The sequence below is a fragment of the Dellaglioa sp. CoH-57-MRSF-18 genome, assembly GCF_056781995.1.
In genome coordinates, this window is sequence record NZ_JBXAXX010000003.1 from 178,388 (window position 1) to 203,477 (window position 25,090).

At 34.6% G+C, this 25,090-nt stretch carries 26 protein-coding genes; 23 read left to right on the forward strand and 3 right to left on the reverse strand.

The window, feature by feature from the left end; genetic code table 11:
* The first annotated feature begins 10 nt into the window (after nucleotides 1-10).
* The 3 genes from AC1RPG_RS04585 to AC1RPG_RS04595 are packed head-to-tail and all read left to right on the forward strand — an operon-like array spanning nucleotide 11 to nucleotide 3,276.
* The gene (locus AC1RPG_RS04585) at nucleotides 11-1,192 is read left to right on the forward strand and encodes a glycosyltransferase family 4 protein (RefSeq protein WP_481761501.1); all 1,182 of its coding nucleotides are present in this window, start codon (nucleotides 11-13) and stop codon (nucleotides 1,190-1,192) included.
* A gap of 29 nt (nucleotides 1,193-1,221) precedes the next feature.
* On the forward strand, nucleotides 1,222-2,244 hold the full coding sequence (locus AC1RPG_RS04590; RefSeq protein WP_481761500.1) for a glycosyltransferase family 4 protein: 1,023 nt from the start codon (nucleotides 1,222-1,224) through the stop codon (nucleotides 2,242-2,244).
* A 3-nt stretch (nucleotides 2,245-2,247) separates the two neighbouring features.
* Complete coding sequence (locus tag AC1RPG_RS04595; RefSeq protein WP_481761499.1) at nucleotides 2,248-3,276, forward strand: lysylphosphatidylglycerol synthase transmembrane domain-containing protein; 1,029 nt, start codon at nucleotides 2,248-2,250, stop codon at nucleotides 3,274-3,276.
* A gap of 198 nt (nucleotides 3,277-3,474) precedes the next feature.
* Here the strand turns inward: AC1RPG_RS04595 and trxA are convergent, their stop codons facing one another.
* Both trxA and AC1RPG_RS04605 read right to left on the reverse strand, forming a co-directional pair.
* Nucleotides 3,475-3,786 carry a thioredoxin gene (trxA, locus tag AC1RPG_RS04600; protein WP_481761498.1) on the reverse strand — a complete coding sequence of 104 codons (312 nt, stop codon included), beginning with the start codon at nucleotides 3,784-3,786 and terminating at the stop codon, nucleotides 3,475-3,477.
* Nucleotides 3,787-3,888: 102 nt separating this feature from the next.
* Complete coding sequence (locus AC1RPG_RS04605) at nucleotides 3,889-5,064, reverse strand: pyridoxal phosphate-dependent aminotransferase (RefSeq protein ID WP_481761497.1); 1,176 nt, start codon at nucleotides 5,062-5,064, stop codon at nucleotides 3,889-3,891.
* A gap of 134 nt (nucleotides 5,065-5,198) precedes the next feature.
* On the opposite strand from AC1RPG_RS04605, the gene AC1RPG_RS04610 reads away from it, so the two are divergent.
* The 18 genes from AC1RPG_RS04610 to AC1RPG_RS04695 all read left to right on the forward strand — a co-directional run bounded on the left by AC1RPG_RS04610 (nucleotide 5,199) and on the right by AC1RPG_RS04695 (nucleotide 22,194).
* Nucleotides 5,199-5,432: a YkuJ family protein gene (locus tag AC1RPG_RS04610; protein ID WP_409022166.1), complete on the forward strand. Its 234-nt coding sequence runs from the start codon at nucleotides 5,199-5,201 to the stop codon at nucleotides 5,430-5,432.
* A 74-nt stretch (nucleotides 5,433-5,506) separates the two neighbouring features.
* Entirely contained in the window at nucleotides 5,507-7,570 is a 2,064-nt protein-coding gene (locus tag AC1RPG_RS04615) for an LTA synthase family protein (protein WP_481761496.1), read from the forward strand.
* 141 nt (nucleotides 7,571-7,711) lie between these two features.
* Nucleotides 7,712-8,590, forward strand: a complete 879-nt coding sequence (locus AC1RPG_RS04620; RefSeq protein ID WP_481761495.1) for a phosphate ABC transporter substrate-binding protein PstS family protein — start codon at nucleotides 7,712-7,714, stop codon at nucleotides 8,588-8,590.
* A gap of 2 nt (nucleotides 8,591-8,592) precedes the next feature.
* On the forward strand, nucleotides 8,593-9,513 hold the full coding sequence (gene pstC / locus AC1RPG_RS04625; RefSeq protein ID WP_409022169.1) for a phosphate ABC transporter permease subunit PstC: 921 nt from the start codon (nucleotides 8,593-8,595) through the stop codon (nucleotides 9,511-9,513).
* Nucleotides 9,513-10,400 carry a phosphate ABC transporter permease PstA gene (gene pstA / locus AC1RPG_RS04630; RefSeq protein ID WP_481761494.1) on the forward strand — a complete coding sequence of 296 codons (888 nt, stop codon included), beginning with the start codon at nucleotides 9,513-9,515 and terminating at the stop codon, nucleotides 10,398-10,400. The genes pstC and pstA overlap by 1 nt, the downstream gene beginning before the upstream one ends.
* 21 nt (nucleotides 10,401-10,421) lie before the next feature.
* Entirely contained in the window at nucleotides 10,422-11,225 is an 804-nt protein-coding gene (pstB, locus tag AC1RPG_RS04635) for a phosphate ABC transporter ATP-binding protein PstB (RefSeq protein WP_481761493.1), read from the forward strand.
* 14 nt (nucleotides 11,226-11,239) lie between these two features.
* Nucleotides 11,240-11,995 carry a phosphate ABC transporter ATP-binding protein PstB gene (pstB, locus tag AC1RPG_RS04640; RefSeq protein WP_409022172.1) on the forward strand — a complete coding sequence of 252 codons (756 nt, stop codon included), beginning with the start codon at nucleotides 11,240-11,242 and terminating at the stop codon, nucleotides 11,993-11,995.
* 17 nt (nucleotides 11,996-12,012) lie between these two features.
* Nucleotides 12,013-12,699, forward strand: a complete 687-nt coding sequence (phoU, locus tag AC1RPG_RS04645; protein WP_481761492.1) for a phosphate signaling complex protein PhoU — start codon at nucleotides 12,013-12,015, stop codon at nucleotides 12,697-12,699.
* A 154-nt stretch (nucleotides 12,700-12,853) separates the two neighbouring features.
* Complete coding sequence (locus AC1RPG_RS04650; protein WP_409022174.1) at nucleotides 12,854-13,159, forward strand: PspC domain-containing protein; 306 nt, start codon at nucleotides 12,854-12,856, stop codon at nucleotides 13,157-13,159.
* A 23-nt stretch (nucleotides 13,160-13,182) separates the two neighbouring features.
* Nucleotides 13,183-13,536, forward strand: a complete 354-nt coding sequence (locus AC1RPG_RS04655; RefSeq protein ID WP_481761491.1) for a phage holin family protein — start codon at nucleotides 13,183-13,185, stop codon at nucleotides 13,534-13,536.
* Between the two features lie 11 nt (nucleotides 13,537-13,547).
* Nucleotides 13,548-14,486, forward strand: a complete 939-nt coding sequence (gene hprK, locus AC1RPG_RS04660) for an HPr(Ser) kinase/phosphatase (RefSeq protein WP_481761490.1) — start codon at nucleotides 13,548-13,550, stop codon at nucleotides 14,484-14,486.
* A gap of 18 nt (nucleotides 14,487-14,504) precedes the next feature.
* Nucleotides 14,505-15,332: a prolipoprotein diacylglyceryl transferase gene (lgt, locus tag AC1RPG_RS04665; protein ID WP_481761489.1), complete on the forward strand. Its 828-nt coding sequence runs from the start codon at nucleotides 14,505-14,507 to the stop codon at nucleotides 15,330-15,332.
* 77 nt (nucleotides 15,333-15,409) lie between these two features.
* On the forward strand, nucleotides 15,410-16,429 hold the full coding sequence (locus AC1RPG_RS04670) for an NAD(P)H-dependent glycerol-3-phosphate dehydrogenase (protein WP_481761488.1): 1,020 nt from the start codon (nucleotides 15,410-15,412) through the stop codon (nucleotides 16,427-16,429).
* A 14-nt stretch (nucleotides 16,430-16,443) separates the two neighbouring features.
* Nucleotides 16,444-17,343, forward strand: a complete 900-nt coding sequence (galU, locus tag AC1RPG_RS04675; protein ID WP_409022179.1) for a UTP--glucose-1-phosphate uridylyltransferase GalU — start codon at nucleotides 16,444-16,446, stop codon at nucleotides 17,341-17,343.
* A gap of 136 nt (nucleotides 17,344-17,479) precedes the next feature.
* Entirely contained in the window at nucleotides 17,480-18,418 is a 939-nt protein-coding gene (gene trxB, locus AC1RPG_RS04680; RefSeq protein WP_481761487.1) for a thioredoxin-disulfide reductase, read from the forward strand.
* A gap of 133 nt (nucleotides 18,419-18,551) precedes the next feature.
* On the forward strand, nucleotides 18,552-19,895 hold the full coding sequence (locus AC1RPG_RS04685; protein WP_481761486.1) for a DHA2 family efflux MFS transporter permease subunit: 1,344 nt from the start codon (nucleotides 18,552-18,554) through the stop codon (nucleotides 19,893-19,895).
* Between the two features lie 11 nt (nucleotides 19,896-19,906).
* The gene (locus AC1RPG_RS04690; RefSeq protein ID WP_481761485.1) at nucleotides 19,907-20,392 is read left to right on the forward strand and encodes a MarR family winged helix-turn-helix transcriptional regulator; all 486 of its coding nucleotides are present in this window, start codon (nucleotides 19,907-19,909) and stop codon (nucleotides 20,390-20,392) included.
* Between the two features lie 74 nt (nucleotides 20,393-20,466).
* Entirely contained in the window at nucleotides 20,467-22,194 is a 1,728-nt protein-coding gene (locus AC1RPG_RS04695) for a phospho-sugar mutase (RefSeq protein WP_481761626.1), read from the forward strand.
* Between the two features lie 148 nt (nucleotides 22,195-22,342).
* On the opposite strand, the gene AC1RPG_RS04700 is transcribed toward AC1RPG_RS04695, so the two are convergent.
* On the reverse strand, nucleotides 22,343-23,242 hold the full coding sequence (locus AC1RPG_RS04700; protein ID WP_481761483.1) for a hypothetical protein: 900 nt from the start codon (nucleotides 23,240-23,242) through the stop codon (nucleotides 22,343-22,345).
* 211 nt (nucleotides 23,243-23,453) lie between these two features.
* Here AC1RPG_RS04700 and AC1RPG_RS04705 point away from each other — a divergent pair, with 211 nt between their 5' ends.
* Nucleotides 23,454-24,086, forward strand: coding sequence for a YfbR-like 5'-deoxynucleotidase (locus AC1RPG_RS04705; protein WP_409022185.1), 633 nt, complete (start codon nucleotides 23,454-23,456; stop codon nucleotides 24,084-24,086).
* An 86-nt stretch (nucleotides 24,087-24,172) separates the two neighbouring features.
* The gene (locus tag AC1RPG_RS04710) at nucleotides 24,173-25,036 is read left to right on the forward strand and encodes a DegV family protein (RefSeq protein ID WP_481761482.1); all 864 of its coding nucleotides are present in this window, start codon (nucleotides 24,173-24,175) and stop codon (nucleotides 25,034-25,036) included.
* Nucleotides 25,037-25,090: the final 54 nt, after the last annotated feature.

The window sequence follows — 25,090 nt, forward strand, 5'->3', positions numbered from 1 at the left end:
GGACCTTATCGTGAATATTGGAATTTTTACAGATACATATTTTCCACAAGTGAGCGGTGTGGCGACTTCAATAAAAACACTAAGAAACGAGCTCGAAAAAGAGGGACATACCGTCTATATCTTTACGACGACTGACCCACATGTTGATAAGACAGTATATGAACGTAATATTTTTAGATTCTCTAGTATTCCATTTGTTTCTTTTACAGATAGAAGAATTGCTGTTAGAGGCTTATTTCAAGCTTACCAAGTGGCAAAAGAACTAAATTTAGACGTTATTCATACACAGACTGAATTTTCTATGGGCTGGATTGGTAAATTTGTTGCAAGAAATTTAAAAGTTCCTTGTTTACATACCTATCATACAATGTATGAAGATTATTTACATTACATTGCCAATGGTAAGTTATTGAAACCATACCATGTTAAGCAAATGACAAAAACATTTGCATTCCATATGAGCGGGATTATCGCACCAAGTACACGCGTTCAGACGTTGCTACAGAAGTATGGTGTGAAATCAGAAATACGAGTTATCCCTACAGGGGTAGACATTTCTCAATTTGAACAAATTGAAACAGAAGATTATCGTTCTAAATTAGACATTTCTGAAGATCAACCAGTCATGCTTGCGTTAAGTCGATTGGCATTTGAAAAGAATACACAAGAAATTATTGATGGTATGCCAGCGATAATTAAAAAAGTACCGAATGTTTTACTCTTGATTGTAGGGGATGGTCCGGCACGTGAAACCCTTGAAGAGCAAACAGAAAGTTTAAATTTAAAGGACAACGTCAGATTTATTGGTGAAGTTGATAATGATGAGGTATTCCATTTTTATCAGTTAGCAGATTTATTTGTGTCTGCATCAGTAACAGAATCTCAAGGATTGACGTTTATCGAAGCTTTAGCTGCTGGAACACCGGTTATTGCTAAAACGGGTAAATATACTGACGAGTTAATGGAAAAACCAGAAGTTGGTAAAACTTTTTCATCTGAAACTGAAATGGTGACTGATATTATTGATTACTTAAATAGATGTCATGAAGAAGTTGATCCAGAGCCAAGATTAGAAAAGTTAAAAGAAATTTCAGCGGCAACATTTGGATCAAAAGTTGCTGAATTTTACCAAGATGCTCAAATTCATTATGTTGAAATAGAAGAAGAGGATGACGAAATCAGTCATCTATAAACGAATTTATTTTCAAAGGAGTTTCAACCATGCTATTAATTAACATGTTTTCTGCGGCCAATTCGGTTAAAGGACAAGGGGTCGGTAGCGCATATACCGAAATGATGAAGTTGCTCAAAGAACGCTTTCCAACTGAATTCAAAATTAGTGTGAATAAATATAGTCGCTCAGATATTAGTCATTACCATACCATCAATTTTCCTTATTACCTTTCGACTTTTATGCCAGGTAGAGGTAAAAAAATTGGCTATGTCCATTTTTTACCAGAAACACTTGAGGGAAGTGTTAAAATTCCACAACCTTTTAAAGCCATTTTTTATTGGTATGTAATTGCTTTTTATAAACGAATGGATCATATTGTCGTGGTTAATCCAAGTTTTATTCCAAAACTTGAAGCGTTTAAGATTCCAAAAGAACGCGTCACGTATATTCCTAATTTTGTTTCAAAAAAAGTTTTTTATGAAAAAACCGTGGAAGAAAAACAAGCTTTTAGAGATGCGTTAGGTATTCCAGCCGATAAATTTGTTGTTTTTGGTGATGGTCAAGTTCAAGAAAGAAAAGGTGTGCCCGATTTTATTAAGTTAGCTAAGCAAAATCCTGATATCCAATTTATTTGGGCCGGTGGCTTTTCATTTGGTAAGTTAACTGACGGTTATGCTGAATTAAAAAAAGTAGTTGATAATCCGCCTAGTAATTTAACGTTTACTGGGATTATTGATCGAGAAGCTCTAGTAAATTATTACAATATTGCTAACCTTTTCTTACTGCCATCTTTCAATGAATTGTTTCCAATGTCAGTATTAGAAGCATTTAGTTGTGGGACACCTGTATTATTGCGCGATTTAGATCTTTATAAAGCGGTTATTGAGGGCTATTATGATGCCGCGACAGATGTTAATGGTATGCAAATTAAATTGAGAAAATTAAAAGAAGATCCCAATGCGTTATCAGTTTTGCATGACAAAGCAGATCAGGCATCAGCATACTATTCTGAGGATAGATTGGCTGAAATTTGGCATCAATTTTACTTGGACCAGAGCAAAGAGGGCTAAAAGATGACTCGAAAAAACATAGGTTTATTGACGTTAATGGTTATAATTGGGATGGGGATATTCGCTTATTCTTTAAAAAATGTATCAATTCAGTCGCTCGTTAAAGCTTTAGTTAATATTAATATATGGTGGTTATTAGTAGCAGTATTTTGTATCTGTATGTACTTTGTCATTGAAGCATTTGTTGTTCAACGGTTCATGATAGGGCAACATAAAAAATTTACATTTAAGAATGCAATTCGTATTCCACTGATTGAACAATTATTTAATGGAATCACACCTTTTTCAACAGGTGGACAACCTGCACAATTGTTTGCGATGGCTCAGTCAGGTGTGGACGCTGGTCGTGCAAGTTCCATTTTATTAATGAAATTTGTCGTTTACCAGGCAATGATTGTTATTAATTTTATTGTTTGTTTACTAATTGGGTTTCAATACATTCAAGATAAAGTTAATTATCTAATGGTATTCGTGATTTTTGGATTTGTGATTCATTTAGCTGTGATTACTGCTTTGTTAATGATCATGTATTGGTATGGATTCACTAAAAAATTAGTGTATGTTTGTATGCTAGTTGTTAAGTTATTCGTTAAAGGGGATCGTTTTGATCGCTGGAATACAAGTATTTATTCAAAAATTGAAAACTTCCATAAAGAGAGTTTACGTATGAAGAATGAAAAGAAAATGATTTTTCACGTTTTTGTATTAACATTCTTCCAACTCGCGTTTTACTATTTAATTCCATACTTTATTATGTTGTCATTGGGATACACATCAGTGAATGTGATTATGATTACAGCACTTCATGTGCTTATTGTCATGGTAATTTCACTTTTCCCAATTCCGGGGGGAACTGGTGGTGCAGAATATAGCTTCGCGATTGTCTTTTCTAGTTTCATGACCAGTCACAGTAAATTGATTTTAGCCATGTTGTTATGGCGTATTTTAACTTACTATGTTGGACTATTTGCGGGAATGTTTGCTTTAGTTGTTAAACCAGATAAGGTAGAAGAAGTTGGAATTGAAGATTAAATAAATGAAATATGATAGTAACCATTGCTGATGATAGATTTTCTATTATTGGCAATGGTTTTTTTTGTGTTTTATAAGGAGAAGAACGTGTTTCTTTAAGCAATACTAAAATCGCTAATCAGTTTATTACTATTCAAAATAACGACAAAAAAGCACTGTCAAATGACAATGCTTTTATTAGTTAGCTTTTCAAAATCGTTAAATATATTGTGATAAAGCGTCTTTAACTTGCTCTTTTGAATGATAACCGACGAGTGTATCAACAACTTCGCCATCTTTTTTAATCATTAATGTGGGAATTCCCATGATACCAAAATCGTCAGCTGTTTTAGGATTTTGGTCAACATCCATTTTAGCAAATTTAACCTTGTCACCTATTTCTTGTTCTAATTCCTCAATTGCTGGTGATTGCATTTTGCAAGGGCCACACCATGTTGCCCAAAAATCCGTCAATGTTATACCTGAATCTGTAACTGTTTTGAAATTTTCATCTGTAATTGCTTGTACCATTTGAATTCCTCCTTTATTTATTTGAATATAATATCAGAGGAAATATAATTAGCCTAAATATATGCTTACAAAAAGTAAGTATAAAGAAATAACGCCGTATTTTTATTTATTTTGTGTCATGTAGTCATTCAAACGTTCCATCCCAAGCACTAAATTCTCCATACTAGAAGCGTAACTTAAGCGAACGTAACCTTGACCAGAATCACCAAAAGCAGTTCCTGGAATTAAGGCAAGTTTATTATTAAAAGCTAGTTCTTTACAGAATGCCATAGAATCTTGGTTATATCCTGCAGGAATTTTTGCGAAAATATAAAAAGCGCCACTAGGTTGTGCCATTTCAAAATGCATTTTTTTCATTTCAGCCATAACGAAATCACGGCGTTTTTTATATTCAACATTCATTATGCGACCATCGTCTTTACCGTCACGTAAGGCAGCAATTCCAGCACGTTGAGAAACACTTGTTGCAGAGGTTACTAAGTATTGATGAACTTTTTTTAATTCATCAGTCATCGCTTTGGGAGCAAGCAAGAATCCAATGCGCCAGCCAGTCATGGCATGCGATTTTGATAAACCATTAATTAGGACAGTTTGGTCACGGATATATTTTGCAATTGAGACATGTTCATGATCATAAGTTAATTCACTATAAATTTCATCACTAATTGCCCATAATTTTTGCTTTCTAATTTCATCAGTTATCGCAATAACTTCATCTTCGGTCCAAGAAATACCAGTTGGATTACTTGGATTAATTAGGATAATACCTTTAATATTTTCATTTGGATTATCTTTAACAGCTTGATTAATCATCTCAGGTGTTAATCTAAAGTTATTATCACGTGTGTTGATAAAAATTGGTTTAACCCGATTTAAAGTAATCAGTGGCATATAGCCAGGGTAGAGTGGCGTTGGGACAAGAACGGCATCGCCGGGGTTGAAGATAGTCTGTAAGGCAGTTGCGATGGCTTCAGTTGCACCAACTGTAACTAGAATTTCAGATTGTGCATCATAAGTAACGTCATATTTTTCATTAAAAAATTCACTGGCAGCTTCACGTAACTCAATATCACCAGCCATACCCATATAATGTGAGTAATTTTCATGAATGGCTTCGATGGCAGCTGCTTTAACATGATCGGGTGTATTAAAATCTGGTTCACCCATTGTTAATTTAATCATATCAGGAATTTGGCTCACTTCATCATCAAATTGACGAATATCTGAGACCTCTATTTTAAATACTTGATCGTTCAAATCTTTTCTAAATAAGCTCATTTTTATGCCTCCAAGTCTAATAACTAACAGTTTAGCATAAAAACAAGTTAAGAAACGATTATAATCTGCTTAATCAGGTGTAAATGTATAGAAAATTTGGTATTATTAACTATGATATTGAAAGGGGAACAACTATGAAAAATTCTCAGTTAGTAGCAATCATTAGTCGCTTAGAGGCTATGCAAAAAGAAGATAACGGCGAAATCCAAACAAGACACTTCGAACGTGAAGGTGTTGAAAAGGGAATCGTTGAATATGATCCAGATATGAAAGCATATACGTTAGAAGATTTAAGTAACCATACTAAATTTCCTTTCGATGATATTGATTTAATTGCAATGGAAGTTTACGACTTACTATTTAGTTAATCAATAACTGAAACATAGATTGAAAGACATTTTCGTGTTCTCGAAAACTGATCTTAAAAAATGGAGGCACTAAGATGCGGTCAACTTTAAAATATGTTCAGGATAAATTGAGCTCAAGATGGGGATTCCTCCTCTTGACGCTCGTTTTATTTTGGGCCAAAACAGTTGTTGCTTATGAAACCAAATTTACATTAGGTGCAACAGGTAGCATGCAACAATTTTTACTTTATATTAATCCAATACCAACAGCGTTATTATTATTTGGAATTGCAATCTACTTTAAGGGTAAAAAATCATATTGGATTTTGCTGATTGTTGATTTTATTCAAACATCATGGCTTTTTGCAAATATGGTTTATTATCGTGAGTTTTCAGATTTTCTTTCACTAGGAATTATCAAAAATTCAGGTTCAGTAGCTAATAATCTAGACAAGGGAATTGCCGGTATTTTACGACCAACTGATTTCTTTGTTTATATCGATATTATTATTTTAATTTTGATTCTTGTCTTTAAATTAGTCAAAATTGACTATAACCCAATTAAAAAGCGTTATGCTTTTATCCTGACTATTGCATCTGTACTTTTAGCTTTAGGGAACTTAGGTTTAGCTGAAAAGGATCGTTCTCAATTATTGACAAGAACTTTTGATAATAACTATATTGTTAAATATTTAGGCTTGAATTTCTATGCGGGATATAATGTTTATCAAACGCAAAAAGAAAGTGCGACACGTAAAAATGCCACTGCTAAAGATATGGATAAAGTTCTAAAGTATTTGGATAAAAATCGTTCTAATTCAAATATAAAGTATTATGGAAAAGCGAAGGGTAAAAATGTTTTTGTGATTCATCTAGAAAGTTTCCAACAGTTCATGATCGATTATAAATGGGATGGGCAACAAGTTACGCCTAACATTAATAAATATTATCATGATCAAAATACATTATCATTTGATAATTTCTTTAATCAAGTTGGACAAGGTAAAACGTCTGATGCTGAAATGATGTTGGAAGCATCCCTTTATGGGTTACCATCTGGTTCAGCGATGACGACTTATGGCACACAAAATACATTCCAAGCAGCACCCGCTATTCTTGATCAAAAAGGCTACTCTACAGCAGCTTTCCATGGTGACGTGGGTAGTTTCTGGAATCGTAATAATACTTATAAATCATTTGGTTACCAGTATTTCTTCAGTGAACCTTATTATGATGTCAAAGCTAACTATAAAGTTGGTTATGGGATGAAAGATAAGATTTTCTTGAAGCAATCGGTTAAGTATATTGAACAATTACCCCAACCTTTTTATGCTAAACTCATCACACTAACTAACCATTATCCATATGATTTAGATAGTGCGAATACGTCAATCAAAAAGACGGATACAGACGATAGTACGGTTGATGGTTATGTTCAAACATCTAAATATCTTGATCAATCATTCGGAGAATTCGTTAGTTACTTGAAGAAGAGTGGCTTGTATAAGGACAGTATGATTGTGATGTATGGTGATCACTATGGTATCTCTAATAATCATCCGAAAGCTATTGCACAGCTTTTAGGTAAAGACAAAGTAACAAGTTATGATTTAACGATGTTCCAAAAGGTACCATTTATGATTCATATGAATGGCCTTAAGGGCGGTATTAATCATACTTATGGTGGTGAAATTGATGTGCTACCAACTTTACTTGATCTATTAGGCGTTAAGAATACCGATACGGTTCAATTTGGTAATGATTTATTATCGAAAAATCGTAACCAAACGGTTGCCTTTAGAAATGGTGATTTCGTTTCACCAACCTTTACAAAAGTTGGAAATACCACGTATAACACTAAGACTGGTAAAGAAATCGAAAAACTAACGGCAGCACAACAAAAAGTTTATAACAAAGAATTAAAACATGTTACAACGTCATTATCATTATCAGATGAAGTTATTACGGGTGATCTATTAAGATTCTACGCACCAAGTAATTTCACTAAAGTAAATAAATCTGACTATAATTACAAGAAAAGTGACGCTCTTGAAACTTTGAAAAAAGCACAAGAGAAAGAAAAAACCAGTTTAATTGAACAACACGGTGGGGTATCTACCGAAAGTTTATTCAAAACTGATGCTCCAGAATTAAAATAACGATTGAAGTCATAACGTCATGTTATGGCTTTTTTTGTTGTAACCTTTACACAATCTTTACAATACCCCCACAGGACCTTTACATTAAAAATATAAACTTAATGTATAAGTTAAATATCGATATTTATGGAGGAAGTTACTATGAAAAAGGGATCTTTAGTAATGATTGGTGGAATTTTATCCATCATGTTATTAACTTTAACGGGATGTGAGACACAATCAAATTCAGGAAAATCGATTACAATTGTTGGATCTACAGCTTTACAACCTTTAGTTGAGGCAGCTGGTGAAGAATACGGGACTGAAAATGTTGGCGTCTTTGTTAATGTTCAAGGTGGCGGATCCGGAACAGGATTGAGTCAAGTTCAAGAAAAAGCCGTTAGCATTGGTAACTCAGATGTTTTTGCTGAAGAAAAATCAGGCATTAAGGCAAGTAAACTTGTAGACCATCAAGTTGCCGTTGTTGGAATTACGCCAGTTGTGAATAATGGTGTGGGCGTTAAAAACGTCTCAAAAAAACAACTTATAGATATTTTTACTGGTAAATTAACAAATTGGAAGCAACTAGGTGGCAATGATTTACCAATTGTCCTTTTAAATCGTGCATCTGGTTCGGGAACACGATTAACATTTGAAAAATGGGGATTAGAAGGTAAGCAAAGTAAAGATGCACAGGAACAAGATTCAACGGGAATGGTTCGACAAATTGTCGGATCGACACCTGGTGCAATAAGTTATATGGCTTTCTCATACGTTGATAAAACGGTCGATGTACTTTCTGTTGATAAAGTTAAACCAACTGAAAGTAATGTTGCCTCAAATAAATGGAAAATCTGGTCATACGAACATATGTATACGAATGGTGAACCCACGGGATTAACAAAACAATTTTTAACTTATATGATGTCAAATAAAATTCAAAAACAGGTTGTTAGTAAATTAGGTTATATTCCAACAACACAGATGCAAGTGAGTCGTTCGGTTGAAGGTAAAATAACACCAATTAAGAAGGGGATGTAGTTATGGATCCGATTCGTGAAAGTTTACTCAAAAAATCAAAAGCATCTAAACTAGAGATGCGCGGTAAAATAATTACTTATTTCTGTATTGGACTAATCGTCGCTATTGTTCTTGCTATCTTTTATTTCGTTGCTTCAAAAGGATTAGCAACGTTCTTTACTGATAAAGTATCAATTAAAGATTTTTTATTAGGAAAGAGTTGGAACCCTGGAACGCTTGATAAAGCAGGTAAGCCAGAAGTTGGGGCTTTACCAATGATTTCTGGATCATTCTTTGTCACTTTTTTATCAGCATTAATTGCAACACCTTTCGCTATTGGAACAGCTATTTTCATGGTTGAAATTTCACCAAATACGGGTAGCCGAATTTTACAACCGGTAACTGAATTATTAGTTGGTATTCCTTCAGTTGTTTATGGATTTATTGGTCTTTCAGTTGTGGTCCCATTTGTTCGAAGTATTTTTGGTGGAACAGGGTTTGGTATTTTATCTGGGACATTTGTGTTATTTGTTATGATTCTACCAACCGTTACGTCAATGACTGTTGATACTTTAAAATCTGTCCCACGTTATTACCGGGAAGCCTCACTGGCCTTAGGTGCAACACGTTGGCAAACAATTTATAAAGTTATTCTAAGAGCAGCAACACCAGGTATCATGACAGCGGTTGTTTTTGGTATGGCACGAGCTTTTGGTGAAGCCTTAGCCGTTCAAATGGTTATTGGTAATGCATCATTGATGCCATCAAGTTTAATTACACCATCATCAACTTTAACAAGTATTTTGACGATGGGAATTGGAAATACTGTCATGGGCTCATTAGAAAATAATGCGCTATGGTCACTTGCTTTAATTCTATTATTAATGTCATTATTCTTTAACATGGTTGTTAGAGTAATTGGTAAGAGAGGGGCGCTTAAATAATGAATCCTAAAAAAGTAGATAAAATCGCAACAAGTATTTTATATGGTATTGCCGGATTCGTCGTTCTTGTTTTAGCGGCCTTACTTGGCTATATATTGGTTAGAGGTGTGCCACATATCAGCTGGCATTTCTTAACATCACCCGCAAAATCATTTTCAAGTGGTGGTGGAGTAGGAATCCAATTGTTTAATTCCTTCTATCTATTATTATTAACATTATTGATTTCTTTCCCTATTTCATTGGGAGCGGGTATTTGGTTATCAGAATACGCTAAAAATAATTGGGTGACGACGGTTATTAGAACGTCTGTTGAAATTTTAAGTTCATTACCTTCAGTTGTTGTTGGGCTTTTTGGGTTTTTGATTTTCGTTGTCCAATATAATTTCGGTTTTTCAATTTTATCAGGTGCATTAGCCTTAACGTTCTTCAATTTACCTTTATTAACAAGATCAATCGAAGAGTCATTACGTTCTATCCCATATTCACAACGTGAGGCTGGCTTTTCGTTAGGATTATCGCGTTGGGAAACCGTTACGAGAGTTATTGTTCCAGATGCAGTACCTGGTATTTTAACGGGTGTTATATTGAGTGCCGGCCGTATCTTTGGTGAAGCAGCTGCGTTAATTTATACTGCTGGTCAAAGTGCGCCAGCACTAGATTTTACAAACTGGAATCCAGCTAATATTGCGAGTCCGTTAAATCCAATGCGTCCAGCTGAAACATTAGCTGTTCATATCTGGAAAATTAATTCAGAAGGTATTATGCCTGATGCATCAGCTGTTTCTGCAGGCGCATCAGCCGTCTTAATTATCGCAGTGCTTTTATTTAATTTCTTAGCTCGATTCGGTGGTAAAGCACTTTATCGTAAAATTACATCAAGTAAATAGATCATTAGGGGGTCAAAGAATATGGTAGAAAATAAAACTGAAAAATCTAGAATTATGACCTTCAATGAAGATAAACATGAGATAGCTTTAGAAACCAAAGATTTACATGTTCATTATGGTTCTAATGAAGCAATTCGAGATGTTAGTTTACAATTTGAACGGTTTAAAATTACAGCTTTAATTGGGGCATCTGGTTCTGGTAAATCAACTTATCTTAGATCGTTGAATCGTATGAATGATGGGATTGCTGATGTAACAGGACAAATTATTTACCGTGATTTAGATATAAATAAAGATAATGTTGATATTTATGAAATGAGAAAACATATTGGAATGGTATTTCAACGACCTAATCCATTTTCAAAATCAATTTATGAAAATATAACGTTTGCTTTGAAACGTCATGGGATGAAAGATAAGCAGTTACTTGAAGAACGCGTTGAAAAATCACTTAAACAAGCTGCACTTTGGGATCAAGTTAAAGATGATTTGAATGTGAGTGCGTTATCATTGTCTGGTGGACAACAACAACGTTTATGTATCGCTAGAGCGATTGCTATGGAACCTGACATCTTATTGTTAGATGAACCAGCTAGTGCGTTAGATCCAATTTCAAGTCGAATTGTTGAAGAATCACTTTTAGAACTGAAAGAAAAGTACACGATTGTCATTGTGACACACAATATGCAACAGGCTTCACGTATTTCAGATTACACAGCATTTTTCCATTCAGGAAATGCGGTAGAATATGATAAAACAACAACTATTTTTACGCGACCAACAATTAAACTAACGGATGATTATGTTTCAGGAAACTTCGGTTAAGGGGGAAAGGCCAAATGACTAAAATAATTGAAACAAATGATGTTCATTTGTATTATGGTAAGAAAGAAGCCCTCAAAGGAATTAATCTTGATTTCAATGAAAAAGGGATTACCGCTTTAATCGGTCCATCTGGTTGTGGTAAATCAACATATTTAAGAACGTTAAATCGCATGAATGATTTAATTCCAGGTGTAACCATTACAGGTACAGTTAAATTAAAAAATGAAGATATTTACGGTCCTAAAATGGATACCGTAAGATTACGCAAAAATGTTGGGATGGTTTTCCAACAACCTAATCCATTTCCATTTTCAATTTACGAAAATGTTGTATATGGTTTGCGATTAGCTGGCGTTAAAGATAAAGCAATCCTTGATGAAGCTGTTGAAAAAAGCTTGAAACAGGCTGCTGTCTGGGATGATGTAAAGGATGATTTGGGTAAAAATGCGCTTGCGTTATCTGGCGGACAGCAACAACGTGTCTGTATCGCTCGAGTCTTAGCGGTTGAACCTGAGGTCATTTTACTGGATGAACCAACAAGTGCTCTGGATCCTGGTTCAAGTAGTAAAATTGAAAATATGTTGCTAGAATTGCGTGAAAAATATACTATTATAATAGTGACTCACAATTTACAACAAGCTTCTCGAATTTCAGATCGAACTGCCTTCTTTTTAGAAGGTAATTTAATTGAAGTTGCACCAACTAAAAAATTATTTACGCAGCCTGTACAAAAAGAAACGGATGACTACATTAGTGGTCGATTCGGTTAAGAAAGGGAGACAAAATAATGCGATTACTTTTTGATGAAGAACAAGAAAAGCTACACATTAGATTTAGCGAAATGGGTATGATGGTTAGTGAAGCCATTCATAAATCTGTCCGTGCTTTCATTAATCATGATAAAGAGTTGGCCCATGAAGTTATCGTTGGCGATTACAAAATTAATGAACGCGAAATGAAGTTAGAAAAACAAACGTTAGAAATGATTGCATTGTATCAACCTGTTACAAGTGATTTAAGAGATATTGTGACTGTTTTAAAAGCTATTTCTGATTTAGAACGAATGGGAGATCACGCTGTAAGTATTGCGAGATCAACGATTCGTGTTAAAGGCAATCCTAGGGTAACGGAGATTGAAGATGAGATCGGAATTATGGGCGACCACGCACGTAAGATGGTTGAAGAAGTCCTCACAGCTTATATTAGAAAAGATGCCGAAAAAGCTCGTAAAGTTGCTAATTTAGATCTTGAAGTTGATGAATATTTCACGACAATATATGACCAGTGTATCCATGAAATGAAAACGAATCCCGAAACAGTTGTGGGAAGTGCTGACTATTTGATGGTTGCCACTTATCTAGAACGAATTGGCGATTATGTTACAAATGTGTGTGAATGGGTTGTTTATTTAAAAAATGGCCGAATCACTGAATTGAATCCTGGTAAATCAGAGTTAGAAAAAGAAAATGAATAAGGCACTACTCATTTAATAACTAACAATTTCGCGATTGTTAGTTATTTTTAATTTAAACGTTAAAATTTAAGTAAATAACGCTCGTTAAAATTGTAAAATGAGTACGATAAGAAGTACAATAATGATAGATTATTCTGAATGGAGGAACTACAAAATGAAAACAAATAAAAAATTCACAAAATCAACTAATAAAATTATCGCGGGTGTCGCAGCTGGACTTGCCGAATATATAAATTGGAATCCAACACTCGTTAGATTTTTATTTTTAATGCTAATCTTCGCAACAAAAGGCGTATTTATACTTGTCTATATCTTGTTAGCAATTAGCTTACCAGGGAAAAAACGTTCATTTACTAGTTCTTTTGAGCAGTTTACATCTAGTACTGGACAACGGACTAGCTCATCAAGTAAGAGTGGCCGTAAAATTATTAAAGATGTAGAAGTTACAGACGATAAATAATATTAATGATGAGGTGAAGATTCATGGGATTTTGGCAGCGCGTATTAATTAATGCCATACTGTTTTTGGCAATATCTGGTTTTTTTCCAGAGACTTTATTTGTTAAAAGTATCTGGGTTGCATTAATCGCCAGTTTTGTACTGGCCGTACTAAATATGCTAGTTAAACCGTTTTTAGTGATTTTATCACTGCCGGTAACTATTTTCAGTTTAGGATTTTTCTATCTGATTATAAATGCATTTATGTTACAAATGACGTCATTTTTTGTGGGTAATGAATTTAAATTTTCGAGCTTTTGGGCGGCATTTATCATCTCAATTGTGATGAGTATTGCTAATACAATCGTAACAAATTACTTTATTAGAAATAGACAATAGGGGGCATTAAGATGGCCAATGAAGTTTCAGTTAGAAATTTAGTAGATGCAATGGGATTAACTGTTTTAATTGGGAAAGAATACTTGGATGATAAAAAAATTACAACAAGTGATATTTCACGTCCTGGTCTAGAATTAACCGGGTATTTTAATTTTTATCCGAAAGAACGTATTCAATTATTTGGGATGACAGAACATGCTTATGCAAATGGACTGACTCCTGAAGATAGGCAGAATGTGATGAATCAATTAGCAACAGAACAAACACCATGTTTTGTTGTTTCAAATGATTTGGATGTGCCGCTAGAATTATTAGCTATCGTCAAAGAAAGACATATTCCAGTTCTAATTTCAAAACTAACAACGTCACGTCTATCTTCTAATATGGTTAACTTTTTGGAAGCTAAATTAGCTGAACGCCAGTCAATACATGGTGTTTTAGTTGATATTTATGGTCTTGGGGTCATGATTACAGGTGATTCTGGTGTTGGTAAATCAGAAACAGCGCTTGAATTAATTAGACGTGGACATCGGTTAATTGCAGATGATCGTGTTGATGTTTTCCAACAAGATGAGGAGACACTTGTTGGTGAGGCACCTGCAATTTTAAAACATTTACTTGAAATTCGAGGTATCGGTATTATCGATATCATGAACTTGTTTGGTGCAGGAGCTGTCCGTAATGACACTGATATTTCACTAATTATTCATCTAGAAAACTGGACTCCTGATAAACAATTTGATCGATTAGGTAATAATGATGAATTTGTTAAAATATTCAATGTGAATGTGCCAAAAATTTCTGTACCTGTTAAAACAGGACGTAATTTGGCCATTATCATTGAAGTCGCAGCAATGAACTTCCGTGCAAAAACAATGGGTTATGATGCTACTAAAGCATTTGAAGCTAATCTAAATGGCTTAATCCAAACAAATTCAAAAAAAGATTAAGGATTGGACGAGAGTAAATTGAATTATTTATTAGGTGCGTTGAATCCCATCGCAGTTAAATTAGGACCTATTGAAGTTCGTTGGTATGGTGTAATAATTGCGAGTGCAGTAATTCTAGCAGTTATTTTAGCCATTCTTGAAGGCAAAAAAATAGGAATAAATGAAGATACCATATATGATATGGTTCTATGGGCGTTGCCAATTTCAATTGTTTCTGCGCGACTCTATTACGTTGTGTTCGAGTGGTCTTATTACGCTCAACATCTCAGTGAAGTTTATCGAATTTGGGATGGTGGTATTGCTATCTATGGTGGGTTAATAGGCGCAATTATTACAGTGATTATTTTCTGTCAGCGTCGCCATTTGTCAGCATGGTTAATGTTTGATCTAGCGGCACCACTTGTGCTACTTGCGCAATCAATCGGCCGTTGGGGTAATTTTATGAACCAAGAAGCCCATGGTGGAAAAACGACGTTAGAGGCATTGCAAAATTTACATTTACCTGAATTTATTATTAACCAAATGAACATCAATGGCACCTACTATAAGCCAACATTTCTATACGAATCATTGTGGAGTTTTGTTGGATTCTTAATATTAATTGCCTTGAGACATCGAGTACACCTTTTCAAACGTGGAGAAATACTATTTGCATATCTAACTTGGTATTCATTTGGTCGTTTCTTTATCGAAGGAATGAGAACAGATAGCTTAATGTTATTTTCAACAATTCGTGTTTCTCAACTTCTCTCATTAGTGATTTTTATTGGATCAATTAGTTGGTTATTATTGAGAAGATATTGGGAACCGCAAAATCAATGGTATTTAGACGGACAATTGAAATAAAAATTTCTCATAGTTAATGCTATTAGAGGTAAAATTTGGTATGATTAGAATGAATAAATTTTGAAGGAGATTATATAATGACAAAAAAAGTAGCAGTATTAGGCGCCGGTTCTTGGGGTAGTATCCTTGCCGATATCCTAACTGAAAATGGTCATGACATCAGACTTTGGTCAAATGTTCCAGCACAAGTAGCAGAAATGAATGAGTTCCATACAAATAAGCATTACTTGGAAGATTACACTTATTCTAAAGACCTACATGCATATGAAGATTTAAAAGAAGCTTTGGATCAAGTTGACGCTATTTTATTTGTTGTTCCAACAAAAGCAAGCCGTATTGTTGCTAAACAAGTAGCAGCAATTTTAGAAGAAACAGGTAACAAACCAATTATTATTCATGCAAGTAAAGGACTAGAACAAGTCACACACAAACGTATTTCAGAAGTTATTGAAGAAGAAATTCCTGCTGACATTCGTGGTAGTGTTGTTGTCTTCTCTGGCCCAAGTCATGCTGAAGAAGTTGCAAATCGTGATTTAACAACAATTGTTTCAGCAAGTACTGATCCTGAAGCTGCAAGTTTTGTTCAAGATCTCTTTATGAATAAATTCTTAAGAATCTACACAAATAACGATGTTATCGGTGTTGAAATGGGCGCAGCTATGAAGAATATTATCGCCGTTGGTGCTGGTATGCTTCATGGTATGGGCTATGGCGATAACGCTAAAGCAGCTTTGATTACACGTGGATTAGCTGAAATTGCTCGTTTAGGGACATCATTTGGTGCTAACCAATTAACCTTTATGGGACTTTCTGGTGTTGGTGATTTAATCGTTACAGCTACAAGTGTTCATTCACGTAACTGGCGTGCTGGAGACCAATTAGGTCAAGGTAAATCATTAGATGCTGTTGTTGCTGATATGGGTATGGTTATCGAAGGTGTTGGTACTGCTAAGGCTGCTTATGAATTAGCACAACAACAAGGAATTGATATGCCAATCACAAATGCAATTTATGACGTTTTATACAATAATAAAGAAATTAAATCAGTGATTGAAGCTTTGATCAATCGTGAAGGTAAATCTGAATTAGCAGAATAAAAGGGGATTAGACTATGCAAAAAGTTAAAAAAGCCATTATTCCGGCTGCTGGACTAGGGACTCGTTTCTTACCAGCAACTAAAGCGATGGCAAAAGAAATGCTCCCAATTGTTGATAAACCAACGATTCAATTTATTGTTGAAGAGGCGCGTCAATCGGGTATTGAAGATATTTTGATTGTTACGGGTAAAGGTAAGCGACCAATTGAAGATCATTTTGATTCGGTGCCAGAACTGGAAGCGAATTTAGCTGCAAAGCATAAAGACGAATTATTAAAATTAGTTGAAGAAACAACGGATATTAATTTGTATTTTGTTCGTCAATCTCATCCACGAGGTCTTGGCGATGCCGTTTTAATGGCTAAAGACTTTGTTGGGGATGAACCTTTTGTTGTCATGTTAGGCGATGATTTAATGGAAGATAAAGTACCATTAACGCGTCAACTCATGAATCGCTTTGATGAGACACATGCTTCAACTTTAGCGGTGATGAAAGTCCCTCATGAAGAAGTTTCAAAATACGGTGTGATTAATCCTGAATTAGAAGTTAAACCTGGATTATTCAATGTTAAAAACTTTGTTGAAAAACCTACACCTGAAGAAGCACCTAGTGACTTGGCTATTATTGGACGTTACTTATTAACACCTGAAATTTTTGGTATCTTAGAACATCAAAAACCAGGTGCTGGTAATGAAATTCAATTAACGGATGCCATCGATGCATTGAACAAGGTGCAACGTGTTTTCGCTCATGAATTTAAAGGAACCCGATACGATGTTGGCTATAAATTTGGCTACTTAAAAACAAGTATTGAGTATGGTTTGAAACATAAAGAAGTTAAAGATGAATTAAAAGAATATTTGAAGACTTTAGGCGCAAAATTAATTGCAGAAGATACAGCAAAAAATAAGTAGCCTAATTCTTACAGTAAAGCAGGTTTCAAGTTCAACTCACTTGGGACCTGTTTTTGATGTTAAAGCAATTAAATAGACAAAAAAAGTAACATAGGGTATTGTTGAATTACTTACTAAAAGAAAGAAGGTTGAACTAATGACAAAAAAATATGATGTTGTTGTGATTGGTGCTGGGCCCGGTGGAATGACTGCCGCACTCTATGCATCACGTGCAAATCTATCGGTTTTAATGATTGATCGTGGGATTTATGGTGGCCAAATGAACAATACGGCTGAAGTTGAAAATTATCCTGGATTTAAATCAATCTTAGGCCCTGATTTAGCAAAAGAAATGTACGAAAGTTCGACACAATTTGGTGCAGAATATGCATACGGTAGTGTAACCGATATTACAATTGAAGGCGATACTAAACTCATCACAACAGATAATGATGTTTTTGAAACAAAAGCTTTAATTATCGCAACTGGATCAGAATACAAAAAATTGGGTGCTGAAGGCGAAGATACCTTTAGTGGCCGAGGTGTATCTTACTGTGCAGTCTGTGATGGTGCTTTCTTCAAAAATCGTGAAGTCATCGTTATCGGTGGCGGTGATTCAGCAATCGAAGAAGGTTCTTATTTATCAAAATTAGCTTCAAAAGTGACGGTAATTCATCGTCGTGACAAATTACGCGCTCAAAAAATCTTACAAGATCGTGCCTTTGCGGATGATAAAATATCTTTTGTTTGGGATACTAATGTCACAGAGATTGTTGGTGACGATCGTAAAGTAACTGGCGTTAAAGTAACGAATAATAAAACAGGTGAAACATCTGAAATTCCTGCTAGTGGTGTCTTCATTTATGTTGGTGTTAAACCAATGACAACAGCATTCACAAAGCTTGGAATTACTGACGATTATGGTTGGATTCCAACTGACGAAAATATGCTAACAAATGTACCAGGTATTTTCGCAGTTGGTGATGTGCGTAAGAAAGAATTGCGTCAAATTACAACTGCAGTTGGTGACGGTGGTATTGCTGGACAACAAACATTTAGTTACCTTGAATCATTAAATGATGCAGAATTAAGTTAAATTATAGAATAAGCCTTTTGAGGCTTATTTTTTTATTTACTTGACTTTATGTGCATGTGAACATTATAATAATCTAATCCGCTTATGAAAAAAATTAAACATATGCGTAAATTTAAGTGAGAAGAGAGTTAGAATGACAAACAAAAAAAGAAACACAATTGGTGCTGTTTTATTAATTGCGACTTTTGCCGCTTTATTAAATCAAACATTGATGATTACAGCATTACCAAAATTAATCACCGTTTTAAATGTTAACCTTGCAACCGCACAATGGTTAACGACGGGTTATGTTTTAATGGTCGGAATTTCGACACCATTATCAGCAATTTTATATGAAAAATATTCAACAAGACAAATATTTGTCGGTATTATGGTTGTCTTTTTAATCGGAAGTATCGTTGCATCAAGTGGCGCTAATTTTTGGGCAATCTTAATTGGTCGCTTAATCCAAGCTGCTGCCGGTGGCGTATTGACTACATTTACGATGATTAGTGTCATTGCAATTAACCCAATTGAACGCCGTGGCGTTGTAATGGGACTTGCTATGCTTGTTATCTCAGCTGCTCCAGCAATTGGACCAACTTTATCAGGTATTATGATTACATTTTTACCATGGAGAGCATTATTTATTTTCATTATTCCAATCATGTTAATTTTATTAATTGTTGGGGTTTGTATTTTACCTAACTATTCAGAAAAGACAGATGTTAAAATTGATTTTAAATCATTCTTCTTATCACTAGTTGGACTTGCTACAATTTTAATTGGTATTTCAATTATTGGAGACCAATTATTAGTTGCACTTGTCCTTATTGTGATTGGTGTTTTAGCATTAATCTATTTTGGCCGTCGTCAATTAGCTTTAAAAGAACCATTTTTAAATATTCGAATTTTCAAAGTACGTTCATTCTCAACTATGATTGCATTAATTATGTTAGTTTTTGGTATTTTAATGGCAACAGAATTAGTTATGCCAATGTTCTTAGAAAATAATCAACATTTATCAGGAATGACTGCTGGATTAATTATGTTACCGGGTGCTGCAATTAATGCTATTATTTCACCTATTGTTGGTAACCTTTATGATCAATACGGTTATAAAAAAATATTTATATTTGGCTTTTTGATGTTGATGATTTCAGTACTACCAATGTTATTCTTAACAATTGAATTTCCTGTTTGGTTATCAGTTGTTACTTACGCTATTCGATTAACAGGGGTTGGTGCTATTATGGCTCCAGCAACAACAGAATCTTTAAAAGATTTAAATCCAATGGAAATAAATCATGCAACAACATTAACGAATACATTAAGACAAGTTAGTGGTTCATTATTTAATACCGTTATTATTGTTATTGCTAGTATTCCTGCATCATTTGTTGTTGGATACAAATATTCAATGATCTTTATCATGGTTGTCTCAATTGTAATTGGACTAGTTGGACTAATCTATTTCAGAAAAACAAGTAAAGCTTAAGGAGTTTTGAGATGCAAAATATGAATGGAAATTCTTTTTACGATACACATGAAGTTGAGAAATTAACAACAATTTACAACAGAATGATTCGATTAAGAATAAATGATACGTTAAAAGGGTTTGAACTTTCTGAGAGTAACTTTTTTTACGTGTTGTTAGTTTGTGAGTCACCTGGCGTTAGTCAGGATGAGCTAATCCAAAATATTTATCGGGATCACAGTGTTGTGACACGTGCTATCTCAAAATTAATTAAAGATGGTTGGCTTGAAAAAAAAATGTCGTCCGCAGATAAACGACGGACTGAACTTTATCCTACAGCAAAAGCGATTAATAATTATCAAGATATTTTTGATAGAATTACAGTCGTTAATGATGAAAGTATATCGGTGCTTAGTGAAGAAGAAATTAAGCAATTTGAGCATATTTTGGAAAAGGTAATTAAATCAGGAATTGAACGTGAGCGACTTGCTGGAAGAAAGATATCAGAATTATTCTGATATCTTTTTTATTATCCTGAATAGTAAGCGCATTTATTGTATAATAGTAATATTATATGAATGGGAGTGATATTTTGACTTGGGAAGATAATTATTTAACTTGGTTAAATGAAGAAACACTAGACGCAACATTAAAAAATCAGATTGTTTCGCTTAAAAATAATCAAGAAGATTTAAAAGAATCTTTTTACCAACCAATGGAATTTGGAACTGCTGGTATGCGTGGCTTGATGGGTCCTGGTATTAACCGGATGAACATCTACACGATTCGTCAAGCAACTGAAGGATTAGCTCGCTTTATGGATACGTTAGATGATGCAACTAAAATGCGCGGTGTCGCAATTAGTTATGATTCGCGTTACCAATCACAAGAATTTGCGATGGAATCAGCTAAAGTTTTAGGCGCACATGGTATTCCAAGCTTTGTTTTTGAAAGCTTACGTCCCACACCAGAATTATCGTTTGCAGTCCGCCATTTAGCTACTTACGCCGGAATTATGATAACGGCTAGCCATAATCCTAAACAATATAATGGCTATAAAATTTATGGTGAAGACGGTGGCCAAATGCCACCTAAAGAATCAGATATGATTACTGGTTTTGTTCGCGAAGCTGATGATTTATTTGCCATTAAAGTAGGTGATGAGACAGTATTAAAAGCTGATAAAACACTCCAAATTATTGGTGAAGAAGTTGACGCTGCGTATCTTGCTGAAGTTAAAAAAGTGACAATTAATCAAAAATTAGTTGATGAAGTTGGTGCTTCAATGAAACTTGTTTTCACACCACTTCATGGAACAGGTAAAATGTTGGGTGAACGTGCTTTGAAACAAGCTGGATTTGAACAATTTAAGATTGTGCCTGAACAAGCTGAAGGTGATCCTGAATTCCCAACAATCAAGTTACCTAACCCAGAAGACGCACCAGCATTTGATTTAGCTATCAAATGGGGTCGACGTGAACATGCTGATTTATTAATCGCTGTTGATCCAGATGCTGATCGTATGGGTGTCGCTGTACGTCAAACTGATGGTGAATATAAATTATTAACAGGTAATCAAATTGCTGCTCTAATGTTCAATTATATTTTAACTGCTAGCGAAGAAGCAGGAACTTTACCCGCTAATGCCGTTGGCGTTAAATCAATTGTATCAAGTGAACTTGCAACTAAGATTGCTGAAGCACATCATGCTAAAATGATTAATGTCTTAACAGGATTCAAATTTATTGCGGAACAAATTCAAAACTATGAAGAAACAAATGAACATACCTTTATGTTTGGTTTTGAAGAAAGTTATGGTTACTTAATTCGTCCTTTCGTTCGTGATAAAGATGCTATCCAAGCATTAGTAATGTTATCTGAAGTAGCTGCTTACTACAAACAATTTGATAAAACATTGTCAGATGGATTAGATGATTTATTTAAAGAATATGGTTATTACGCTGAAAATACTAAAGCGTTAACGTTTGAAGGTATTGAAGGTGTTCAAAAAATCAAAGATTTAATGACAATCTTCCGTGATGACGCACCTAAAGATTTTGCTGGCTATAAAGTCGCTAAATTAGAAGACTTCACAACGGGTATGGCGCAATTAGCTGATGGATCATCTGAAGAAATCGGATTACCAACTGCAAATGCGTTGAAATATATCTTAGAAGATGGTTCTTGGATTGCAATTCGTCCTTCAGGGACTGAACCAAAAATTAAATTCTACGTGGGAACGCAAGCTGAAACTGATGAAAAAGCACAAGCTAAGTGTCTTGCATTTGAAGAAGCAATTATGGCAATTGTCAACGCCTAACTAAAAAAGTAGTGCTAAATTTACATTTAGCACTACTTTTTTTGACCTTAAATGGGTTACAAAATTTATAAGCAAATAAAACAGTATTTTGTAAACAACTTTTTAAGATTTATTATTTTCTTTCAGGGCTGATTAACTTGTTTAGTTTCTATTTATTCATTTTTTTCTTTTTAAAGCGGTGATAAAGGTAGGCGATTCCAAGAAAGTAGATGGAAGCGAGTAGGGACGACACGGGGAGAACGCTAAAGATAGTCGGTGGAACAATCATTGCAAGCAATGGAAAGGCATAAGCGGCTGGAATTTTAACTTTGAAAAGATGGAGTATACAAAAAACGAGAGGCATAGTGATTAAGGCGACAACAACATTGGAATCGATTACCATGCAGGCGAGAACACCGATCGTTGCTGAAAGCGTCAAGGCAGTAACCTGTTTGAACACCATTTTTGCCGGATACATCGGCTTTTGTAGCACCTCGAAAAAAACGACAAGAATCGGTGGAATAGCGGCCATCAAAGGCTTTCCAGCAATCGTCACGAGACCAACCCAAATGAGTGAAGAAACGAGAAATAAAAGCATAGCCTGATAGTTAAGGTTTGTTTTTTTTGCGTAGTTTTGATCGAGTTTACGGCCTTTAACGACAATCATCTCGATGAAAGTGAAAATGATGATGGCAATGATGAATGAATATTTGGACGCATTAACGATGATTGGCAAGAGACCTGTAGCCAATGAAGGCGCCAGTGCCGATCGGGTTACCACTAATAGAAAGACCATGATGGCGATCATTAGGCAGATTTTAATTGTGTAAGAAATCTCAAGTAAATTGATGCCAAAACCGATAATTGCGGTGACAGAAGGCAGCAAAAAAAGATTAAACGAACGATCTAACCAATTGGCTTCGTGGTAAATCCACAGTCCAACTGTTAACGCGGCGATTTCAGGTAAAATAATTTCTGAATCATGTAAAAGTGACGCGGCTTGTACCATGATTAAAATCAAGATAAAACCGGTTAAGTATTCAACGGTTTTATTGGCTAAAAACTTCAAAAAAATGTCCTCCTTAAATATAAAGCATGAAAATAAGCATAACATAAAAAAGTAAGGTAAAGTTGCGCGACGTGTTCCAATTGATGTATCAAGCGTTTGCAATGTGAATCAGTTTATTTTTTTGTTAAAAGTTGATGATACTTGAATTAACTTTTCCATATGTGGTAAGATTGTAAAAATTTATATAAAAAATGAGAGGGAGCTGTTAATTATGGGAATGCATCAATACCTACAAAGTTTAAGTAATTTAGAAACGTTAAAACGAGCACCAGGATATTTTAAATATGAAGATCATTCGGTAGCGGAACATTCATTCAAAGTAACAGAAGCTGCTCAATTTTTAGGTGATGTTGAAGAAAATGCAGGAAATACGATTGATTGGCGCATGTTGTATGAAAAAGCGTTGAATCATGATTATACAGAACGATTCATTGGTGATATTAAAACACCCGTTAAATATGCAACAACAACGCTAAGAGAAATGTTAGCAAATGTTGAGGAATCATTATCTGAGAATTTTATTGTGAACGAAATTCCAGAAGAATTCCAAGATGCCTATCGTCGTAGATTATCAGAAGGTAAGGATGATACTTTAGAAGGTAAAATCTTGTCTGTAGCTGATAAATTAGATTTATTATATGAATCATTTGGCGAAATTCAAAAGGGTAATCCTGAATCAGTTTATACTGAAATTTATCAAGAAAGCTTAAAAACGATTCTTGAATTTTCAGATTTAGCGAGTGTTCAGTATATTCTACAAGAAATTCTTCCAGAATTATTAACGGAAGATTTCACAGATAAAGATAAAATTAAAAAAATAACCTTGGATATTATTAAGAAATAGAGTACACATAGGTTAAGGATTGCGTTGTATGCTAGAATAATGCATACAAGGTAGTCCTTTTTTGCTTAAAGAATAGGGAGAAATTAATGAAAACGGCAATTGTAACAGATAGTGCGTCATATATTGATCCAAAAGTAGCCAAAGATAAAAATATTATTGTTGTACCAATCACGGTTATTTTTGGGCAACAGACTTATTTAGAAGATGTGGAAATCTCTGCTTCAGAATTTTATCAAAGAATGAAAGATACGGATAAGTTACCCACAACGTCACAAGTCACAATGGGACAAATGCAAAGTGTCTTCGATAAATTAATTGAAGAGGGATTTGATGAAGTAATTTCAATTCATCTATCAACAGGTATCACAAGTTTTGTGGATAATTTACGTGCTTATTCAAAAACTGTGGAAGGAATTACGGTATATCCGATTGATTCTAAAGCAGCAAGTTCAGCAGAAGCCTTTCTTGTATTAAAAGCTGCTCAATTAGTGGCGCAAGGTGAGCATGCAGACACGATTGTACCTAAAATAGAAGCAATGCGTGAAACGGTGGGTATTTTCTTTGTTGTGGATAACTTGAGCCATTTACTTAGAACGGGCCGTATGACGAATGGTGCTGCGTTTGTGGGTAACTTATTACAAATTAAACCAATTCTGACCTTTAATCATGAAGGTCAAATTATCCCTTTAACTAAGGAACGGACAAAGAAGCGTGCTTTTCAACGGGTAATGGCAGATTTTTCTGATGCGATTAACTCAGTTGATTATCCAATTCGAGTAAGTATCGTTGATGCGAACAATCCTGAAGAGAGTACAAAATGGGTCTCATTTATTAAAACCAACTATCCTAATATTCCAGTTGAGGTTAGTCATATTGGGCCTGTTATTGGCGTCCATACTGGAGAAAAAACAATGGGTCTTATTTGGGGTCGTGATTATTTAGTTGATTAAGTTATTCTGAAAAAATAAGTGAGATAACGTGCGAAAGTATGTTCGGTATGCTAA

Bases quoted from the DNA above. Each gene is read 5' to 3' on its own strand.
- AC1RPG_RS04590 (WP_481761500.1), top strand. From the start codon at position 1,222: ATGCTATTAATTAACATGTTTTCTGCGGCCAATTCGGTTAAAGGACAA.
- AC1RPG_RS04595 (WP_481761499.1), top strand. From the start codon at position 2,248: ATGACTCGAAAAAACATAGGTTTATTGACGTTAATGGTTATAATTGGG.
- trxA (WP_481761498.1), bottom strand. From the start codon at position 3,786: ATGGTACAAGCAATTACAGATGAAAATTTCAAAACAGTTACAGATTCA.
- AC1RPG_RS04605 (WP_481761497.1), bottom strand. From the start codon at position 5,064: ATGAGCTTATTTAGAAAAGATTTGAACGATCAAGTATTTAAAATAGAG.
- AC1RPG_RS04610 (WP_409022166.1), top strand. From the start codon at position 5,199: ATGAAAAATTCTCAGTTAGTAGCAATCATTAGTCGCTTAGAGGCTATG.
- AC1RPG_RS04615 (WP_481761496.1), top strand. From the start codon at position 5,507: ATGCGGTCAACTTTAAAATATGTTCAGGATAAATTGAGCTCAAGATGG.
- AC1RPG_RS04620 (WP_481761495.1), top strand. From the start codon at position 7,712: ATGAAAAAGGGATCTTTAGTAATGATTGGTGGAATTTTATCCATCATG.
- pstC (WP_409022169.1), top strand. From the start codon at position 8,593: ATGGATCCGATTCGTGAAAGTTTACTCAAAAAATCAAAAGCATCTAAA.
- pstA (WP_481761494.1), top strand. From the start codon at position 9,513: ATGAATCCTAAAAAAGTAGATAAAATCGCAACAAGTATTTTATATGGT.
- pstB (WP_481761493.1), top strand. From the start codon at position 10,422: ATGGTAGAAAATAAAACTGAAAAATCTAGAATTATGACCTTCAATGAA.
- pstB (WP_409022172.1), top strand. From the start codon at position 11,240: ATGACTAAAATAATTGAAACAAATGATGTTCATTTGTATTATGGTAAG.
- phoU (WP_481761492.1), top strand. From the start codon at position 12,013: ATGCGATTACTTTTTGATGAAGAACAAGAAAAGCTACACATTAGATTT.
- AC1RPG_RS04650 (WP_409022174.1), top strand. From the start codon at position 12,854: ATGAAAACAAATAAAAAATTCACAAAATCAACTAATAAAATTATCGCG.
- AC1RPG_RS04655 (WP_481761491.1), top strand. From the start codon at position 13,183: ATGGGATTTTGGCAGCGCGTATTAATTAATGCCATACTGTTTTTGGCA.
- hprK (WP_481761490.1), top strand. From the start codon at position 13,548: ATGGCCAATGAAGTTTCAGTTAGAAATTTAGTAGATGCAATGGGATTA.
- AC1RPG_RS04670 (WP_481761488.1), top strand. From the start codon at position 15,410: ATGACAAAAAAAGTAGCAGTATTAGGCGCCGGTTCTTGGGGTAGTATC.
- galU (WP_409022179.1), top strand. From the start codon at position 16,444: ATGCAAAAAGTTAAAAAAGCCATTATTCCGGCTGCTGGACTAGGGACT.
- trxB (WP_481761487.1), top strand. From the start codon at position 17,480: ATGACAAAAAAATATGATGTTGTTGTGATTGGTGCTGGGCCCGGTGGA.
- AC1RPG_RS04685 (WP_481761486.1), top strand. From the start codon at position 18,552: ATGACAAACAAAAAAAGAAACACAATTGGTGCTGTTTTATTAATTGCG.
- AC1RPG_RS04690 (WP_481761485.1), top strand. From the start codon at position 19,907: ATGCAAAATATGAATGGAAATTCTTTTTACGATACACATGAAGTTGAG.
- AC1RPG_RS04705 (WP_409022185.1), top strand. From the start codon at position 23,454: ATGGGAATGCATCAATACCTACAAAGTTTAAGTAATTTAGAAACGTTA.
- AC1RPG_RS04710 (WP_481761482.1), top strand. From the start codon at position 24,173: ATGAAAACGGCAATTGTAACAGATAGTGCGTCATATATTGATCCAAAA.